At 61.2% G+C, this 18,165-nt stretch carries 15 protein-coding genes and 1 pseudogene; 8 read left to right on the top strand and 8 right to left on the bottom strand.

Annotation, left to right across the window (positions count from 1 at the left end):
- The first annotated feature begins 345 nt into the window (after positions 1 to 345).
- The 3 genes from J4G14_07000 (at position 346) to J4G14_06990 (ending at position 3,203) form a co-directional block, all read left to right on the top strand.
- Positions 346 to 663, top strand: coding sequence for a hypothetical protein (locus tag J4G14_07000; GenBank protein ID MCE2457548.1), 318 nt, complete (start codon positions 346 to 348; stop codon positions 661 to 663).
- Positions 664 to 774: 111 nt separating this feature from the next.
- Positions 775 to 1,542, top strand: a complete 768-nt coding sequence (locus J4G14_06995; protein ID MCE2457547.1) for a host specificity protein — start codon at positions 775 to 777, stop codon at positions 1,540 to 1,542.
- Between the two features lie 107 nt (positions 1,543 to 1,649).
- Positions 1,650 to 3,203: a GMC family oxidoreductase N-terminal domain-containing protein gene (locus tag J4G14_06990; GenBank protein ID MCE2457546.1), complete on the top strand. Its 1,554-nt coding sequence runs from the start codon at positions 1,650 to 1,652 to the stop codon at positions 3,201 to 3,203.
- A gap of 48 nt (positions 3,204 to 3,251) precedes the next feature.
- On the opposite strand, the gene J4G14_06985 is transcribed toward J4G14_06990, so the two are convergent.
- The 5 genes and pseudogenes from J4G14_06985 to J4G14_06965 all read right to left on the bottom strand — a co-directional run bounded on the left by J4G14_06985 (position 3,252) and on the right by J4G14_06965 (position 7,453).
- A complete protein-coding gene (locus J4G14_06985; protein ID MCE2457545.1) occupies positions 3,252 to 4,250 on the bottom strand; it encodes a hypothetical protein in 999 nt (332 codons plus the stop codon).
- 130 nt (positions 4,251 to 4,380) lie between these two features.
- On the bottom strand, positions 4,381 to 4,698 hold the full coding sequence (locus J4G14_06980; GenBank protein ID MCE2457544.1) for an ABC transporter permease subunit: 318 nt from the start codon (positions 4,696 to 4,698) through the stop codon (positions 4,381 to 4,383).
- Positions 4,599 to 6,062 (bottom strand): ABC transporter permease subunit, encoded by a 1,464-nt coding sequence (locus tag J4G14_06975; GenBank protein ID MCE2457543.1) that lies wholly within the window; start codon positions 6,060 to 6,062, stop codon positions 4,599 to 4,601. The genes J4G14_06980 and J4G14_06975 overlap by 100 nt, the downstream gene beginning before the upstream one ends.
- Before the next feature lie 121 nt (positions 6,063 to 6,183).
- Positions 6,184 to 6,366: a hypothetical protein gene (locus tag J4G14_06970; protein ID MCE2457542.1), complete on the bottom strand. Its 183-nt coding sequence runs from the start codon at positions 6,364 to 6,366 to the stop codon at positions 6,184 to 6,186.
- Positions 6,363 to 7,453, bottom strand: a pseudogene (locus J4G14_06965) (betaine/proline/choline family ABC transporter ATP-binding protein). The gene J4G14_06970 and the pseudogene J4G14_06965 overlap by 4 nt, the downstream one beginning before the upstream one ends.
- 444 nt (positions 7,454 to 7,897) lie before the next feature.
- Between J4G14_06965 and J4G14_06960 the strand changes: the two are divergent.
- Positions 7,898 to 8,740 (top strand): permease, encoded by an 843-nt coding sequence (locus J4G14_06960; protein ID MCE2457541.1) that lies wholly within the window; start codon positions 7,898 to 7,900, stop codon positions 8,738 to 8,740.
- Here J4G14_06960 and J4G14_06955 read toward each other — a convergent pair.
- On the bottom strand, positions 8,737 to 10,410 hold the full coding sequence (locus tag J4G14_06955; protein ID MCE2457540.1) for a hydantoinase B/oxoprolinase family protein: 1,674 nt from the start codon (positions 10,408 to 10,410) through the stop codon (positions 8,737 to 8,739). The two genes, J4G14_06960 and J4G14_06955, sit on opposite strands and share 4 nt — an antisense overlap.
- 52 nt (positions 10,411 to 10,462) lie before the next feature.
- Positions 10,463 to 12,715, bottom strand: a complete 2,253-nt coding sequence (locus J4G14_06950) for a hydantoinase/oxoprolinase family protein (GenBank protein ID MCE2457539.1) — start codon at positions 12,713 to 12,715, stop codon at positions 10,463 to 10,465.
- On the opposite strand from J4G14_06950, the gene J4G14_06945 reads away from it, so the two are divergent.
- Together J4G14_06945 and J4G14_06940 are read left to right on the top strand one after the other, a co-directional pair.
- Positions 12,714 to 13,787: a hydroxyacid dehydrogenase gene (locus J4G14_06945; GenBank protein ID MCE2457538.1), complete on the top strand. Its 1,074-nt coding sequence runs from the start codon at positions 12,714 to 12,716 to the stop codon at positions 13,785 to 13,787. The two genes, J4G14_06950 and J4G14_06945, sit on opposite strands and share 2 nt — an antisense overlap.
- Positions 13,788 to 13,832: 45 nt before the next feature.
- Positions 13,833 to 14,930: a Gfo/Idh/MocA family oxidoreductase gene (locus J4G14_06940; GenBank protein ID MCE2457537.1), complete on the top strand. Its 1,098-nt coding sequence runs from the start codon at positions 13,833 to 13,835 to the stop codon at positions 14,928 to 14,930.
- A gap of 119 nt (positions 14,931 to 15,049) precedes the next feature.
- Here J4G14_06940 and J4G14_06935 read toward each other — a convergent pair whose 3' ends face one another.
- Positions 15,050 to 15,811, bottom strand: a complete 762-nt coding sequence (locus J4G14_06935; protein MCE2457536.1) for an alpha/beta fold hydrolase — start codon at positions 15,809 to 15,811, stop codon at positions 15,050 to 15,052.
- Positions 15,812 to 15,945: 134 nt separating this feature from the next.
- Between J4G14_06935 and J4G14_06930 the strand changes: the two genes are divergently transcribed.
- Positions 15,946 to 16,323 carry a VOC family protein gene (locus J4G14_06930; protein MCE2457535.1) on the top strand — a complete coding sequence of 126 codons (378 nt, stop codon included), beginning with the start codon at positions 15,946 to 15,948 and terminating at the stop codon, positions 16,321 to 16,323.
- A gap of 119 nt (positions 16,324 to 16,442) precedes the next feature.
- Positions 16,443 to 17,948 (top strand): amidase, encoded by a 1,506-nt coding sequence (locus tag J4G14_06925; protein MCE2457534.1) that lies wholly within the window; start codon positions 16,443 to 16,445, stop codon positions 17,946 to 17,948.
- Positions 17,949 to 18,165: the final 217 nt, after the last annotated feature.

Here is an 18,165-nt window from a genome sequence, read left to right as displayed (position 1 = left end):
CGGCTTCCCCGTCCCGCCAACCCACACCGCGGACCACGCCGAAGACCCTCCAACATAGCCTGCGAGCGTGGATCTGCCGCTGGAGCTACTTGCCGGGCCGTGTCAGTGAGGCCGCTGTCCAGACAGCGGCAGCGGCGGCTGGGGATATAGCGGCCCGTGTATCCGAAGACGCCCATCACCACGCTTGCACGAGCGGTCGTCATGGCCCACCAATAATGACTACGGTTCGTAACTTTCGCCGACTCCGCCACCGAGTTCCTGCTCCTGTCCGATGTGCCATTACCTACAGCTACTGTGAAGCAGTAGAATGTGAATGGCGGAGAAATGTTCACCAGGGGAGAACGGATGAGAGAAACAGAAACCCCGACGAGCGCGCAAGGCGAGGGGGGCGTGGCACTCCCACGTCGCCCACGCGAAGAAACGGCCCAACTCGGCAAGGAGATATACGAACGGGACATCCGGCATCAGGTCGAAGCCGACCACTTTGGAGAAGTAGTCGCTATTGATGTGGACAGCAGGAACTGGGCGATCGCCGACGGTGAAATTGCTGCGGCAGACCATCTGCGCGAGAAGCACCCCGGCGCCGTGAACGTCTTGTGTGAGCGAGTAGGTTACCGTGCGCTCCGCAGCTTTGGGTCCGGGTCTCTGCGGAGGACTAGGTGATCCAAGGTGTGGTGAACGACGCCCACTACGGCAATTGAAAACCTCTTAATCCGGCTGGCCATAGACCGCCATTACGTCAGGAATGCAGAAATCCCCCCGGAGGTCTCCCCCATGCGCACAAACACCACCAAGGCCAAACTCAACGACGGCGGAGTCGTCTTCGGGGCCATCATCACCCGCTACGCTCCCGACATGGTCGAGATCTTCGGCGCCCTCGGCTACGACTTCGTGATGATCGACTGCGAACACGGCCCAGCAGACCTCGACCAGGTCGAGCACATGGTGCGCGCCGCAGAGTCTTTCGGCATCACACCAATCGCGCGAATTCCCGACCACTCGGAATCCACCATCCTGCGGTACCTCGACCGTGGCCTGCAGGGGATTATCGTGCCACACGTGAATACCGGCGAGCAGGCCGCTGCCATAGCTCGGGCTGCGCGCTACTATCCCGACGGCTACCGCGGAATGGGTGGCGGACGAGCCCAGGACTACGGCATCGGCGTGACCCGCGACGAGGCGATTGCCTGGGTGAACTCGCAGGTGCTGGTAATCCCGATGGTCGAGGACGTCGAAGCCGTCGCCAACCTCGACGACATCCTCCAGGTCTCCGGGGCCGACGTGGTCCACGTCGCGGCCTCCGATCTCGGCCAGAGCATGGGCAATCCCGACGTGTCCGAGGTCCGCAAAGTAATGAGCGAGGTCATTCCACGGATACGAGCCGGGGGCAAGTTCGCCGGCGTGGGCGGCAACAATCCTGCCGACACAGCCGGAGTCGTCGAGTTCATCAACCGGGGCGCGAACTTCGTGACCGTCTCAGGCTGGGGCCTGCTCCGCATCGGCGCCGAAGGTTTCCTGAAGGGCGTTAACGCCGCCCTGTAAAGCCAACACGCGGTCTGCTACGTAATACAGGTATCGCACCACACTCACTCTTCTTGGCTTAGTCAATCCTTCACCGCTGACGCTCGGTTGCAAGGAGGCACCTCACGATGGGAGCAGGTAGCTACGACCACATCATCGTTGGCGCTGGTTCGGCGGGCTCTATCTTGGCCGCCCGCCTGACGGAACACCCGAACCGGTCGGTGCTGCTCCTGGAGGCGGGGGCCGACTACCCCACCAGGGATATCATTCCCGATGAGATCAGATACCTCTACGGCACCGGCACTACCATCTGGGACGGCGGCCACATCTGGAACTTCCGCGCACGGGCGACAGATCTGGCCGACATAGACATCCCCAGAGGCAGGGTCACCGGCGGCTCCAGCTCGGTGAACGACGCCCAGTTTCTGCGAGGAATGCCTGATGACTTCGACCGCTGGGCCAAGTGGGGAAACCACGAGTGGAGCTACGACAGGATCCTTCCCTACCTGCTAAAGCTCGAGTCAGACCAGGACTTCGACGACGACTTTCACGGCTCAGACGGCCCCATCATCTGCCGCCGGTACCGGCCCGATGAGTGGGGACCACAGCAGCACGCCTTCTATCGCGCGTGCCTCGATTCAGGATTCGCTGACTGCCCCGACCACAACAGGCCCGGCTCAACAGGCGTTGGTCCCCTGCCCTTCAACATCTCGGAGCGCGTTCGGGTGAGCACGGCAATTGCCTATCTTGACCCTGCCCGCAGTCGACCAGGACTGACCGTCAGGCCCAATAGTCTCGTTCACGAGATCATCTTCGATGGCCGACGCGCAGTCGGTGTGCGGATGCGGAGTGAGAACGAAGAGGTGTCAGTCTACGGTGACGAGGTAGTCCTCTGCGCCGGTGCGATAGGATCGCCGCACATTCTGGCCCTGTCGGGTGTTGGCCCAGCAGAGCAGTCGCAACGCCTGTCCATCTCTGTGGTCCATGACCTCCCCGGAGTCGGAAGCAACCTCAGAGACCATCCCGACGTCCCAATGGCATGGCGCACGCGACCGGACTTCCCGCTGAATACCGACCAGGTCACCAACGGCACCGTAACGCTTCGATTCACGTCGACGGGCTCGCCCTTCGAAAACGACATGGTGATCTACATGGGCAACTACGCGTCGGAACGTCCGATGAGGGGAGTGGACCACACGGAGCCAGTCGGAATAGGCGTGAGCCAGGGTCTCTATTTGGCGATGAGCCAGGGCGAGCTGCGCCTCCGGTCACGCGACCCGGAGCAGCCGCCTGAGCTCGACTTCAACCTGCTGGACGATCCGTTCGACCGGCAGCGAATGCGCGAGAGCATCAGGATGTGCTCCAACCTGTTCAGGCTCGAGGCATTCAACGAAATAGTCGAGGAACGCATCGCGCCCTCTGACGAGGTGCTGTCGGACGACGACGCCCTCGACGCATGGATGAAGCGGGAGGTCATCACGGCTCACCACGTCTCCAGCACCTGCAAGATGGGCCCCTCAGACGATCCGATGGCAGTTGTGGACCAGTACGGCAGGGTGCACGGCATCGACAGCCTGAGGGTCGCCGACGCGTCAATCATGCCCGACACCGTGCGGGCGAACCTGAATCTCACCGTCATGGCGATGGCAGAACGCATGGCCGACTTCATCAAAGCGGAATGACCTTCGCCGACCATACCCTGCCCATACTGGTCCTATTGAAAAAATCCCCTACGGGATCCAGGGGATCCAGACTGACTCGTTGGCATCCACCCACGCCTGAGCGGCCTGACGTACGGTCAGGTCGTTCTCGGTGAGGTTGAGCACTATCTCGTTCTGTTGCGCGTTGGTCATCTGGAACTTGGACAGGAACTCGTACGCCTCCGGGAACTCGTCCTTTAGTCCGGGCCATGCCAGCTTGGCTACGATGTCGGTTGGGAAGCCGCAGTTGAAGTTGCTGCCCTCCGGATAGCAGTCGGAAGTCCACTCGGGCATCTCGACCTGCACCAAGTCGTACTTGGCGTGCGCCCAGTGAGGCTCCCAGAGGTATGTCAGGACGGGATCGCCCCTCTGGAATGCAGCGTCGACCTCAGCCAGGGCTGCGCCTTCGGAACCGGCGAACACGACCTCGTAGTCGGCGCCGAATGCTTCAAGACGTTCCTCGGGTTTAGTGTCCCACGCTGCCGTGAATTCCAGGAGCCTCCCCTTGTTACCGGTATCCCGCGTGGCCAACACGTCCTTGTACTGGTTCAGGTCGCCAACAGTGCTTAGGTTTGGCGCGACGGCGTCGATGCCGCGCTCGGCGTCGCCATTGATCACGTACGAAGGAACGTACCAGCCCGTCTCACCCTGTATGCCCACCGGCCCTACACGCTCCACCTTTGGATCGCCTTCGGCATCCACGTACTCTTCGATGAGGGCAGCGCTGCAGGAAGGCCAGTTGCAGCACACGAAGTGGAAAACGCCCGTTTCGAGACCGATGAAGAGGGGCGCCGAGTCTGCGGGCGCGAACATGGTCGCTACCGTGTGGTCCATCTCCTGTTCCAGCAGGATCCTCATTACGGCCGTCGTGACGAGCTGGCCGTTCCAGTCCTGGTCGACAAGAATCAGGGTGCCCCTGGTCTCCGCCTCATCCGCATCGTCGTCCGTGGTTTCGCTGCACGCCACACCTGCTGCGAGGATCATGGCCAGCGCCAAAATCATCGAGAGGGCGATCCAGCTGTTCTTCACTGATTTCACTCTCTCTTTCCTTTCTGGGTTACGAGTGTGTCCGGCAAACTTGACAGGTTGCCTCATGTTCTACTTTCCTATCGGCGCATCCCTCCTAGCGAGGACTCGAGGGCCCCTCACCGAATTCCTGTTATCTCATCGCCGCAAATGGTACCTCAGCGCTCTGCTTGCCCTGGGTCATACGATCGAGCACAATCGCCATGAGGACTATTGCCATCCCGGCGACCATGCCCTGGCCTACATTGAGCCAGATGGAGTTTATGAAAACCTCCTGCCCCAGGCCGCCGCCCACGAGTCCGGCGATGATCACCATTGCCAGCACCATGATGATGGTCTGGTTGACACCCATCATGATCGTCGGGAAGGCCAATGGTATCTTGACCTGGAGCATGGCCTGAAGCCCGGTTGAGCCATGGGACGTGGCCGTCTCGATGACCTGTTCGGGCACTTCCTTGATCCCAGCGTGGTCATACGGATCACCGGGGGCAGCGCGTACACCGAGGTGGCAATTATGCCGACCAGCGGACCGATGCCCCAGAGCATTATGACCGGGATCAGGTAGACGAAGATCGGCATGGTCTGCATGGTGTCCAGTATGGGCCTCAGAATCGACTCGAACGTCCTGCTCTGCGAGGCGAGAACGCCCAGCACGATACCCACAACTACCGTGAACCCGGCAGCAGTCAGCACCTGGCTCAATGTGTCCATCGTCACATCCCAGACGCCTCCGATGCCCACGAACGCCAGCCCGACCAGCGCGAGAAGCGACACCCGCCATCCTGCGGTGAAGTAGGCCAGCACGGCTGCGACGGCCATCATAGCCGGCCAGGGGAGCCAGAGGAGCAACGTGCGAATGGGTGAGTAGCCAAGTTCGCAGAACAGGATGTCCCGTGTCCAGCTTGTAATGAAGTGGAGGTTGACCGCCATCCAGTCGAAGACCCAGTTGATTAGGCCAGCCATCGAGAACGTGAGCGCGTCCGGAAAGTCCTTCAGTGACCCGACCAGGGCGCCAAGTACCACCGGGACACCTACCAGGACCACACCTGCAACGGGAACCGTGTACCGGGCGGCCATGAACTGAAGTCCCTGGCTGAACCTCCCCTCGACCCGCGGACCAGCGGTCATGGCAGATGAAGAGGAGCGGGGGCCGGACCTCGAGAGGGCGTAACTGAACCTGTCCAGGACGATTGCCAGTAACACGATGGCGATGCCGCTCTCCAGGCCCTCACCCGCGTCAACCTCTCTCAACGATAGCCAAACATCCCGGCCGAGCCCCTGCACGCCCACGAGCGCGGTTACGATGATCATGGAGACTGCCATCATTATGGTCTGGTTGATGCCCACCATGATCGTGCTCTTCGCAAGCGGCAGCTGTACCTGGAAAAGCGTCTGGAATATCGTCGATCCGTGCGACTGGGCCGTCTCTATGGCAGCCCGGGGGACCTGGCGGATTCCCAGATTGGTGAGCCTGATAACAGGTGGGATGGAGTAGACCACCGTGAGGAAGACCCCCTGGGTGCCGCTCACCCCAAACAGGATCAGCGCGGGAATCAAGTAGACGAAGGCGGGGAGGACCTGCATGGTATCGAGCACCGAGCGAACGACTGCCTCGAAGCGATTGCTGAAGGCAGCGAGTATACCGATCGGCACACCCAGTCCCACATTGATAAGCACCGAGATTCCCACCACGCTCAGTGTGACCATCGCGGAGTCCCAGAACCCGATTAGGCCAATGAACATGACGGCAGCGCCACAGAACAGCCCCAGCCACCTGCCGCCAAGCCTCAGTCCCAGAATCGCTACACCTGCCACGACGACAGGCCAAGGCAGCCAGAGCAGGAACGTGTCGATCCCCAGGATGCCCGCGTCTATGACGTCCGAAATTGGGTTGAACAGCCAGCCTAGAGCGTCGCCGGCCCACTCGAAGAATTCGTCAATCGGCTCCTGTATGGGAGGCTGCCAGCTCTCCGGCCAGTCCCCGAAGTCTGTGGCAGCATCTGTGGTCGGCCAGTGAGTAGGCCAGTATGTACGCGGCCACCGCCGCGCCGGCCCACAGGATTCCCTGGTACCGGCGTTCGCGAAGAAAGCGGATCTGTAGGGTTTCAGCGATGGTCACATCGCTATACCCTCGTCACTTATGAGCGCAGTCATCGCTGCCTCTCGGCTGATCGTGCCAATACATCGGCCATCATCCAGCACGGCAATCGGGGCGTCGCCCGAGATCACAAGGGGAATAAGCTGTTCCAGTCGGGTCCCGGGCTCCACGATGTGACAGGAGTCCCGCATGACCGAAGCTACACTGGCGTCTACCACTCCATTAGCGGAAACGTCGGCTGAGTGAACCGTCCCGATGAAGCGGTCCTGCCCGTCGACCACGACTGCGCTTTCGCAGTCCTGATCAGCGAGTCTGCTCATCAATACCGCGAGTCCCTCATCTGCCGTGGCGAAGACTTTGGGCGACGTCATGACTGAACGTGCGGTGAGCACCTTGGACCTGGGAACATCCCGCGTGAAGTCCCGCACGTAGTCGTCGATTGGATTCGAGATAAGCTCCTCTGGCGTGCCTACCTGGACGAACTCGCCGTCCCTCATTATTGCCACCCGGTCCCCGACCTTGAGCGCCTCCAGGAAGTCGTGGGTAATGAAGACCATCGTCTTCTGTACCATCTGCTGGAGTCCGATCAACTGGTCCTGCATCTCACGCCGGATCAGCGGGTCGAGAGCGCTGAACGGCTCGTCAAACAGGAGGATCTGCGGATCTACAGCGAGAGCACGAGCCAGCCCAACACGCTGCTGCATTCCGCCGCTAAGCTCGTGCGGGTACCGTTCCTCCCAACCGGACAGTCCCACCAGCTCGATGACCTCGGCAGCCCGCCTGCGCTGGGGGTCTTGTCTATGCCCTGGATCTGCAGGCCATAGACCACGTTCTCAAAGACCCGCTTGTGGGGAAAGTTACCGAAGTGCTGGAAGACCATGCCCATCTTGTAACGGCGGATGTCACGCAGCTGCTGCTTGTTCATCGCAAGCATGTCCTCGCCGTCTATGTGTACCTGTCCCCGCGTCGGTTCGATAAGACGGCTGAGACAGCGAACGAGCGTAGACTTGCCGCTGCCGGAGAGACCCATGATGACGAACGTCTCCCCCTCGAGCACGTCGAATGAGACATCCCTGACTGCAAGTACGGAGCCGGTCTGGGTCAGCATTTCTTCCCTGGATAGGCCAGGGTCGATTGAGTCCGGCAGATAGCTGGCCCCGTCACCGAATACCTTCCACAGGTTTCGGCACACGAGCCTGGCTTCAGCGTCTACGTTGGATAAGCTAGCGATTCCACTATCACTGGCGGGGCTGTTTTCCACAGGTCTGCCCCCCGATGCTTGTACCGTCAGTTCGACCCCATATCAGGACAGGGTCGGCAGCAGGACGGGCCCCATCACCTGCGCCGATTGTATCACTATCGGTTTATAAGGACTTTGAACTGACGGAAAACCAGTCCTGTACAATGCCGCTTATGGCACTACCAGGAACCAGATTGCCCACCAGGACTCGCTGGAACCTGCGCCTGCGCCCCAGCACCGAGATGCTGACCCTGGTCTATCACAGCGGCGTTGGTCGTCACTGGCTCCCTGTTGCCAGAGGCCAACGCGGATATGCTGAAAGCAGCTGGCCTCGGACTGATCTCACTGCTGCCCGTTGTCGCCGTCGCGGCACTCCTCGCTGGCGCCCTGACCGTGGGCCGCTGGTCTGATCGGGCCCTGGACTGGCTGAACGGCGGACAGGTGCGGACCGTGCTGGCCGCCAGCTTAATCGGCGTCATCACACCGGTGTGCGGTCTGGGGATGCTGCCGCTCATTGCCACACTCCTGCGTCGGGGCCTTCCTCTCGCTCCCGTCATGGCCTTCTGGGTCTCCTCACCGGTTACAGACCCGAGCATGATGCTGATAACCGCCAGTATCATCAGCGTCCCATTCGCAGTTGCCAAGACTGCGGCGGCATTCGGCATCGGCATCCTGGCAGGTGCTGTGACCGGCCTTCTACCAGGCTACCGAAATGCCGGTCACGAGATGATGCGCCCCACGGCGCTCGAGCAGTACGATTGCTTCTGGACTGCTGTGTGGAGCAGCACACGGCCGATGATACGATGGCTGGCCCTAGCCCTGGTGCTGGAGGTGTTCCTGCAGAGGTTTGTGCCCGGTGCGTGGGTGACATCCCTGTTCGGTACGGACGCAGCCTCGTGGATCCCTCTGGCGGTCTTGGTGGGCGCTCCCATGTACCTGGAAGGCTACGCAGCCCTGCCTCTGGTCAGCGGGTTGATGGACAAGGGCATGAGCTTCGGCGCAGCCCTCGCGCTCATGATCTCCGGCGCGGCGGTTAGCTTCTACTCCGCTGTGGCGGTCGCCGCGCTCGTCCGCATCCGCGTCTTCATTCTGTACGTCCTGCTGGCGCTGCTCGGAGCCTGCCTTGCAGGGTACGCGGCCAACTGGCTCATCTAGTCCACCGAGACTCCGTACACCGACTCTGCCCGCTCGGGCGAGATGAACTCCTCGGAAACGTCGTGGCTAACTGCCTCGGCATCGCGCTCCCTGGCGTCGCCCCAGCCGCCTCCGCCGGGAGTCTGTGTCTTGATGACATGGTCGTAGGGCACAGTCGTTGTGACCTTGGAGGGTAGTCGCTTCTCAGAGCCGTTCGGGGCTTCTATGGCACACGCCGAGCTACCGGCGTCCGAGCCTCCGAACAGACCCCAGGGGCTCACTCGTTCGCGGTCGGAGCTGAGAGTCAGGGTGACACTCTCACCCAGCACTCGCAGGTGCCGGTGGATGCCGAGTCCGCCCCGGTGCTTACCGGCGCCTTCGCTATCTGGCACGAGCCCGTAGGACTCTACCAGCAGCGGATAAGCAAGCTCAATCGACTCCACCGGAGCGTTACGAGTGTTCGTCATGTGGTTCTGCACGGCATCCATCCCGTCCAAGTCGTGCATCGCGCCCTGCCCGCCCGCATAGGTCTCTACATAGTTGAAGTAGATGCCGTTCCGCGGGTCGATACCGCCGATATTGAGCAAGTTCATCGTGCCCGAGCAGGCCGCCAGTACCTTTTCGGGAATCACCGGCGCGAGTGCACCGAGCAGCACGTCGGTAATCCGCTGCGTGGTGATGATGTTGGCGTTGCACACGGCTGTCGGGTACCGCGCAGGCACCCTGACGTCGATGGGACGGTACGCGCCCGCATTGGGCGGAAGCTCCGGGTCGAGGCAGGCTTTGAGCACGTAGTAGACGCAGGCTGCGACGGAAGGCCAACGACAGTTGAGAGGGCCCTTACAGGCGTCGTCGCTCGCCGTGAAGTCAGCGACGAACGCGTCCCCCTTCGATTCGATTCTGACGCGGATGGTTATCTGCGAATCCGTTATGCCGTCGCCTTCCATCACGTCCTCGAACTCGTAGGTGCCTACGGGTATCTGCTTCAGCGCGGCCCTCATGCGCCTCTCTGAGTAGTTGAGCATCTCATCGAGGTATCGCTTCACCATAACGGGTCCATACCGAGACGCGAGGTCAGTCAGCCGGCGCTCGGCAACGCTGTTGGCGGCGTACTGGGCAAGAAGATCACCCCTCACTTCGGTCCTGGGGCGAACGTTCTGAGAGATTAGAGCCCACAGGTCGCGGTCGAGCTGTCCCTTGCGGAAGAGGCGCACGGTTGGTATCTGCAGACCCTCCTGGAAGATCTCCGTGACACCGAACGGCATCGACCCCGGAGCAAATCCACCCATGTCGACATGGTGGGCCTGGTTGGCGGTGATTGCGATAAGCTCGCCCTCATAGAACACCGGCGAAATCAGCGCGAGGTCGTTGAGATGGCCGGGACCGGCCGGATAGGGCGTGTTGAGCGCGACGGCATCGCCCGGCTCCAACTCCTCGAACGGGTACTGGTCCATGGCCGTCAGGACGGCGGAGTGCATCGTCCCCAGGTGCAGCGGTGTGCCAATCTCGCTCTGCGCCACCACCACCACGTCTCCGGAGCCCGTGTAGATCGCTCCCGACGTATCCCGGCGGTCCTTGATGTTCGTGGAGTAGCTCGCCCGGATCAGCGCGGCGATCATCTCGTCCGCGATGGAGTAAAACCCATTGCGCATAACCTCCAGTGTGATCGGATCGACGTTCGTTTGCGTCATTTGCCTACCTGGTTCGAGAGAAGTTCGTAACTGCCGTTGTCCATGGCGGAATCTACTTGGGTCTACTGGCAATGAGTAGGTTGAGGTAGTTGTCTACGGTGGCCACCTGACCCTCCCAAACGACCGTCGTGGAGTCAAGTTGCTCTACGATTGCAGGCCCCTCGATCACGTCGCCGGGACGGAGGCCTGACCTATCGTAGATGCTCGTCGACTTCGGCTCATTGCGGAAGTACACCTTCCGCTCTCCAGTACGGGCGCGAGACGGGTCTCCGGCTTTGCTCCGTGAATCACTGGTGAGGTCTGGCCGAGGCATGGACGCCAGCGCCGTGACCCGGAGGTTGACGACCTCGACCGCGTTATCCCGCGAGGCGTAGCCGTACGTGCGTACGTGTGCGTCGTGGAATCGCTCGACGATCTCATCGACGTCGCCCTGTTCTAGTATGCCGGATGCAGCCAGTACCTCCAACTCATAGCCCTGTCCGACGTATCGAGCGTCCGCCGCACGAATGAGAGACACATCTCCTGGCGCGACATCCTCGCGGGCCATTTGCTCCATCGCCTGCGACTCCAGGTGCTCGTACCAGGACGTGATCTCGGTCGGCGACAGTTCATCACCCGGCCTGAGCACGGTTTGCGCAAAATCGTGTCTCAGGTCGGCCATCAGCAGACCCAGCGCCGAGGTGACGCCCGGAGCGACGGGAACTAGCACTGTGGGAATGTCCATCTCGTCGGCAAGCTCCGAGGCATGTACCGGCCCCGCTCCACCGAATGCCACGAGGCAGAACTCGCGCGGGTCGTAGCCCTTGGAGACCGAAACGACCCTGATACCCTTTACCATGCTGGCGTTGACGACCTGCACGATGCCTTCGGCTGCCTCCTCCACTGTGAGACCCAGAGGCTTGGCGATGCGCTCAGTGATGACATTTCGGGCCAACTCCTCATCGAGGGTCATCGTGCCGCCGAGCAGACTCGTCGCCCCAAGCCTGCCGAGAACAAGATTCGCGTCCGTTACCGTCGCCTCAGTGCCCCTATTGCCGTAGCAGGCAGGCCCGGGCTCAGCGCCTGCACTCTGCGGACCAACCCTCAGCGCTCCGCCAGGATCTATCCACGCGATGCTTCCTCCACCCGCGCCGAGCGTGTGAATGTCCACCATCGGCACCTTGACCGGGAGACGCTCCAGTTCGCTTTCCTGGGTCCGGCGGACTTCGCCCCGGAACGAGAGAGACACGTCGAAGCTCGTTCCTCCCATGTCGATCGAGATGCTGTTGGCTTCCCCCGCCTGCTGAGCGATGGCGACGGCGCCGATGACACCTGCCGCCGGCCCCGAGAGGATCGTATGTACGGGACGCTCGATGGCCGTCTCCACACCCATCGTCCCGCCGTTGGACTGCATGATGTACAGGTCCGAGTTGATCCCCACGTCGGCGATACTCTCTTCGAGCCGGCGCAGGTAACGCTCCATTACCGGCGCGACATAAGCGTTAATCGTCGTCGTACTCATCCGCTCGTACTCTTTGAACTCCGGCAGTATCTCGTGCGAGAGCGATACGGGGATGTCCGGCAGTTCCCGGCGTATGGCGTCGCCAATGGCCTGTTCGTGGACAGGGCTGGCGTAGGAGTGGAGGAGGCACACGGCAACAGCGTCGACTTCAGCCTCCCTGATGCTCTTGACTATGACATCCAGCGCTTCTGGCTCCAGGTGCTTCAGTACCTCTCCGGTGTGAATTACTCTCTCCTGTGCCTCAAAGCGCAGGCTGCGTGGGACCAGCGGGTCGGAACGGCGAATGCGCCAGTCGTAGAGGTCGGGCCTGTCCTGCCGACCGATCTGCAGGACATCCCGGAATCCCGCGGTAACGATCAGCGCTGTCTTCGCGCCACTGCGCTCCAGGAGCGTGTTCGTCGCTACCGTTGTGCCATGAATGAAGAAGTCGATCCGGTCATGGGAAACGGCGTGCCGGTCCATCAGTTCGCGGATTCCGGCCGCTACTCCGAGGGCCTGGTTGACCGGCGTGGAAGGGGTCTTGGCGAATTCGAGACGGTTGGTATCGGTGTCGTAGAGGGCGAGGTCGGTGAACGTCCCCCCGACATCGACTCCCAACCGAAAGCTCATGTGATTACGTCCCTGACCGGGAGCCAGAAAGGCGGTGAGACGCCTTGTTCCCAAGCCACGTAAGATGGCGCCGAGTGTAGCATCGGGCATATAGACCGTCAACGAAGACAGTCTGACAATGCCCGGGTGCTGAACGTATAATGTCCACCAACACGAGCCGTCCATAGTCTGACCGACTCCGAAGGAAAATGCCATGACAACTTCCGAGCGCAAGGTACTGATCGTATGCGACCAGCGCGTGCGCGATATGAGCTTCCTGGCTTCGGACCTGGAACGGCTCTCCGAGTTGGCCGACTGGGAGTGGCTACACTTGGAGGGAGGCGTCCAGTTCGGGCCGAACGAGAACCCTGACGCGATCAGGCAACTCATCGAACGGGCCGCGGACGTCGATGGCCTGGTCGTTTCCCACGGCTCCCCGCTAATAAGCGCCGAAGTCATGGACGCCGCACCAGATCTCAAGATCATTGGTGAACTGGAGGGAGACAGGTTCGCCTACCGCATCGACGTGGAGGCGGCCTGGGAGCGCGGCATCCGAACGGTCGACACCACGCAGGGTTCGTCCTATCCGGTCTCCGAGTGGGCGCTTGCACTGATCCTGATATCTCTCCGCAATGCGGGAGCAAGTTTCAGGCGCATTCTGGCGGGAGACGCTGCCCAACCCGCTCGCGACGAATTTGGATACATCAACGGCGAGTTGACCGGCAAACGGGTCGGACTGATCGGATGCGGCCACATAGGACGCAGGCTGGTGAAGTACCTCAGACCGTTCGACGTGGACATTCGAGTCTACGATCCTTATCTGCCCAGCGAGATGCCGGACGCGATCGGCGTTGTGAAGACCTCGCTCGAAAACGTGCTCTCGAAGTCAGACGTCATCGTCTGCCTTGCTCCCCTCACACCTGCCACGGAGGGAATGATTGGCCAGCGCGAACTCGACATGATCACTTCCAACTCGGTCTTCGTGAACGTGTCGCGCGGCGCTATTGTCGACAGCAACGCCCTCATAGCTCGCCTCGAACGTGGAGACATCGTTGCTGGACTGGACGTGTTCGACCCAGAGCCGATTCCCGCGGACAGCGAGATCATCGGTCTCCCCAACGTCTTCCTGAGTCCTCACATTGCGGGCGTGACGCAGACAAGCTACCAGCGATTCTTCACCCTGATGGTCGACGAACTCGAGCGATTCTTCCAGGGAGACGAGCCCCTGTTCGAGCTGACCCCAAGGTCATTGGCGAACCGTAGAGGTTCGGATACACCTCAGGGCTGAGCGAGAACCGCTATCCTGGCGCCAACCAAGTAAGGAGCTCTAGTCATGGCAAACAAGATCCGCCTGGGGTTCGTGGGTGCGAACGTAAACGCGACCTGGGCATCTCAATCGCATTTCCCTGCGCTGCTGTCCAGTCCGGATGTTGAGATGACCGCAGTCTGCACTACCCGCCCCGAGAGCGCAGAAGAAGCTCGTCAGGCCTTCGGAGCGAAGCTCGCCTTCCACGACTTCCAAGAGATGGCAGCATCGCCTGAAGTCGACGCTGTGGCTGTGGTCGTTCGCGTGCCATCGCACTACGGACCAACGAAGGCCGCCATAGAAGCCGGCAAGCACGTCCTCACCGAGTGGCCTCTGGGACAGAACACCGCCGAAGCCGTGGAACTTGCGAACCTGGCCAGAGAAAAGGGTGTGCAGACCGCAGTGGGCCTGCAGTCTCGAGTCAGTCCCGCTCTGCTGTTTGTCAAAGATCTACTTGAAACCGGATATGTGGGAGAGGTGATCTCCTGTCACGTGACCACCATGCGCGCTGGCGCACTGGAACGCCCTTCCAGCGACACATGGCAGCGAGATGTAACCCAGGGCGCGAACACCCTGACAATCGCAAATGGACACGTCATCGACGCCCTGCGCTTCGTAGCCGGCGACTTCGCCCGTGTGGCGTGCATGGTCAGCACTCAGGCCGGGCAATGGTACGAGACCGACACACAGCAGTTCGTGGATGTCACGTCGCCGGACAACGTGCGAGTCAGCGGACAGTTGGAGAGCGGCGCGGCAGTGTCGGTCCACGTCGGAGCTATCCCCTGGGCCGGCACCGGCTTTCGGATGGAGATCTACGGACGCGAAGGCACCCTGATCACCACTGGGAGCGTCTCATCGCAGCGTGGCGAGATGCTACGTGTACAGGGCGCACGGGGAAGCAATGAACTGCAGGACCTGGAGATACCTGACCGTTTCGTCTATGTGCCGTCCGACTTCCCTCAAGGCGACCCCTTCAACGTCGGACAGCTATACACCCTGTTCGCAGAGGCGATACGGACCGGACACAACCGTGCGCCGACGTTCGACACAGCAGTTGATCTGCATCGCTTCATAGACACCCTCAAGCAGGCGTCAGACACCGGCCGGGAGTTGCCGGTTAACTGATAAGGGCAGGACCCCTTCGTTTTCGTCTCGCCGTCAATCTCTCGTTCGCCCCCGTATCAAGTACGGGGCAGGCTCTGAGCTTGTCGAAGGGCCGCCCGTTCCCAATACCCTCTATTCCACTAGGCTTTCGCGGCTACCGGCTGGTGAGCCTTCAGGAAGCGCCGGGCGTGGTCTACAACGTTGTCGATGTTCTCCTGCGTGTTCTTCCAGGGGAAAATAGTGACCTCGGAGTTCGGCGCAAGGTCGGCGACCTCCATCGCGCACTCATACGGGTGCGCAGGCACGTTGTCAGGCGCAATCAGGAGCGGTGTCTGCAGCGCACGCACGAAGTCGCGCGAAACAGTGAAGACGAAGTCGGCGCGGCTGGTGTACATGCTGGTCAGGAAGTCGTGGACCATTCCCTCTGTGACTTCAGGCCGCCTTTCGCGAAGAGGCGGTGCCCATCGCGATGTGTTGTTCTCGTAGAAGATGTTCGGCGCGTCAGGGTTGAATCCGCTGGGCTGCATCAGCGCCGCTGCCACGACGCGGTCAGGAGCAAGCCTGAGCAGGTTGTGGATCATCGGCCCGCCGATGCAGAAACCCATGACCAGGAACTTGTCGATGCCGAGATGGTCCATCAGCCCTAACTGGTCCTCGGAGTAGGCGTCCCAGGGGCGGTCGATCTCCAGCGGGCCGCTGGACTGTCCCCCGTCAGCATTGCGCAGGTCTGCAGCGATGCAGTGGAAGTCGTCCTTGTAGGTCTCCATGGGATTGAACGGCACCGCCGAACTCAGTGATGCGATGCTGGAGTTGAGCCCGCCGCCTGAAATGATCATCAGCGGAAACCCGGAGCCGACCTCTTCGTAGTAGATGCTGGTTGACCCTCTTTCATAGAACGGCATGGCAATTGTCCTCCATGTGCGAGCTGCAAAGCTAACTCGATACCTAAAACGCAGGCTGGCTGTTAGAGTGCAACTTATCACACATTCAGGTGCTAAGGCCCAACGCCGAAGGAGCATACCCAGGGAGGTCTACCATGCCACTGCAGCTCGATCACACAATCGTACCCGCCTACGACAAGGTGAAGTCTGCGGAGTTCATCGCCCGCATCTTCGGACTGAAGTACGAGGGTACCTGGGGACACTTCGCGCCCGTCAAGGTCAACGATACATTGACGCTCGACTTCGATGACTCGGACGACCCACGCTCCAACCACTACGCCTTTCTGGCCTCGGACGAGGAGTTCGATGCGGTGCTGCAGCGCGTCAAGGACGAGGGGATCGCCTTCGGGAGTGGGCCACGTTCGCGGACGGACGGCAAGATCAACCACGAGAACCAGGGACGCGGGTTCTACTTCGACTGTGAGAATGGTCACGTGTGGGAGGTCATCACACACACCTACATCACTGACTAGCGCACATTACCGACCCAGCGTTCCGTACCGCGCCTTGTTCAGACCTTTTCTGATTGAAATCGACCCTCGCCGCACGGCGTTTGGCGGTGGCATTCAGACATATACCGGAGGTAATCATCATGGCGGCACGACGCCCTACTGTCGAAGAGTTTTCCCGAATAGCGGAGGAATACAACCTGGACCCGTCGCTCGCCGACATCGAGTCCTACATTGAGTTGAGCCAACCCATCCTCGACTCGTACGCCCGATTGGACCAGCTTACCGCGCCCAGCTTGCCGGTCAAATACCCGAGATCGCCAGGGGCACGACCCCAGCCGGAAGACAACCCATTGGGAGCCTGGTACTGGCGCTGCGACATAACAGGCCCTCAGGGAGGAACTCTCTCCGGCAAGACGGTGGCCATCAAGGACAACGTCTGCGTGGCAGGCGTTCCCATGATGAACGGCACCAGCGTTCTTGAAGGCTACGTCCCAGACGTAGACGCCACCATAGTCACCCGGATTCTCGATGCCGGCGGCTCCATCAAGGGCAAGGCGGTCTGCGAGAGCTTGTGCTTCTCCGGCGGCAGCCATACGTCTGACACCGGTCCGGTCCACAACCCTCACGACCACTCGCGCACTGCCGGAGGCTCCTCCAGCGGCAGCGCGGCATTGGTTGCAGCGGGAGAGGTGGACATGGCCATCGGTGGCGACCAGGGCGGGTCGATCAGGATACCGGCCAGATGGTGCGGCATCTACGGACTCAAACCAACCTACGGGCTGGTCCCCTACACCGGAGTCTTTCCAATTGAGCTAACCCTGGACCACACGGGGCCAATGGCACGGACTGCCGCCGACGTTGCACTGCTGCTGGAAGCAATCGCCGGACCCGATGGGCTGGACCCGAGGCAGAAGGCCGGACTTCCCGGACAAGCTTATACACAGGCGCTGACAGGGGACGTGACTGGTCTCCGATTGGGCATCGTGCAGGAAGGGTTTGGCTTGGATGAGTCTGAAGCGGACGTGGACGAGGCGGTGGAAAACGCGGCCCGCTCGTTCGAGAGCATGGGGGCGCAGGTGGAAACGGTCTCCATACCCTGGCACCTGGATGGGATTCACCTCTGGAGGGCCATCGCGGTGGAGGGAGCTACGATGCTGATGGTGGCCGGAAACAGCATGGGCACCAACTGGAAGGGCCACTACACCACCGGATTACAGGACATCTACGCTCACGGATGGCAGAGCAGGGCCGACGATCTGTCGGAGACCACCAAGCTGGTGGTCTTGATGGGACAGTACATGCAGGACAGGTATCATGGCCGCTACTACTCCAAGGCTCAGAACCTGGCCAGAATGTTGACCGCCGCCTATGACCAGGCGCTCAGCGAGTACGACCTGCTGGTGATGCCTACCCTGCCGATGAAGGCGACGGTTATCCCGCCCGCCGATTGCAGCAGGCAGGAGTACACTGACCGAGCTCTGGAAATGATTCCAAACACCTGCCCATTCGACGTAACCGGCCATCCGGCCATCTCGGTGCCGTGCGGAGTATCCGATAGCCTGCCCATAGGTATGATGCTGGTGGGACGTATGGGGGATGACGCAACCGTGCTGCGCGCCGCCGACGCCTACGGACGAAACAGCTAGAGCGTAGCTACAGACGGGCGCAACTCAGGCGGCCTGTGAATTCTGTACCGGGCTGCCGGCGGTATGTGAAAGTGTGCGGACAAGCATGAATGTCAACCGACAGACCCCTCTACTCAGGGCTGAGAAGTGTAGGTAAGAGTGCGCAGACAAGCATGAATGCCAGCCGACAGACCCCCTCTCCCTCAGGGAGAGGGTTGGGGTGAGGGTGAAAGGTACG

Source organism: Dehalococcoidia bacterium, from assembly GCA_021295915.1.
Classification (GTDB): domain Bacteria; phylum Chloroflexota; class Dehalococcoidia; order Lucifugimonadales; family UBA1123; genus VXRN01.
Note: the sequence above shows the minus strand (reverse complement) of the source record. Positions and strands in the feature narration are given on the sequence as shown.

What these genes read in the sequence shown, in the direction of transcription:
- J4G14_07000 (MCE2457548.1), top strand. Translation starts at nt 346, where the DNA reads ATGAGAGAAACAGAAACCCCGACGAGCGCGCAAGGCGAGGGGGGCGTG.
- J4G14_06945 (MCE2457538.1), top strand. Translation starts at nt 12,714, where the DNA reads ATGACAACTTCCGAGCGCAAGGTACTGATCGTATGCGACCAGCGCGTG.
- J4G14_06925 (MCE2457534.1), top strand. Translation starts at nt 16,443, where the DNA reads ATGGCGGCACGACGCCCTACTGTCGAAGAGTTTTCCCGAATAGCGGAG.
- J4G14_06955 (MCE2457540.1), bottom strand. Translation starts at nt 10,410, where the DNA reads ATGACGCAAACGAACGTCGATCCGATCACACTGGAGGTTATGCGCAAT.
- J4G14_06935 (MCE2457536.1), bottom strand. Translation starts at nt 15,811, where the DNA reads ATGCCGTTCTATGAAAGAGGGTCAACCAGCATCTACTACGAAGAGGTC.
- J4G14_06990 (MCE2457546.1), top strand. Translation starts at nt 1,650, where the DNA reads ATGGGAGCAGGTAGCTACGACCACATCATCGTTGGCGCTGGTTCGGCG.
- J4G14_06960 (MCE2457541.1), top strand. Translation starts at nt 7,898, where the DNA reads ATGCTGAAAGCAGCTGGCCTCGGACTGATCTCACTGCTGCCCGTTGTC.
- J4G14_06995 (MCE2457547.1), top strand. Translation starts at nt 775, where the DNA reads ATGCGCACAAACACCACCAAGGCCAAACTCAACGACGGCGGAGTCGTC.
- J4G14_06950 (MCE2457539.1), bottom strand. Translation starts at nt 12,715, where the DNA reads ATGGCATTTTCCTTCGGAGTCGGTCAGACTATGGACGGCTCGTGTTGG.
- J4G14_06940 (MCE2457537.1), top strand. Translation starts at nt 13,833, where the DNA reads ATGGCAAACAAGATCCGCCTGGGGTTCGTGGGTGCGAACGTAAACGCG.
- J4G14_06930 (MCE2457535.1), top strand. Translation starts at nt 15,946, where the DNA reads ATGCCACTGCAGCTCGATCACACAATCGTACCCGCCTACGACAAGGTG.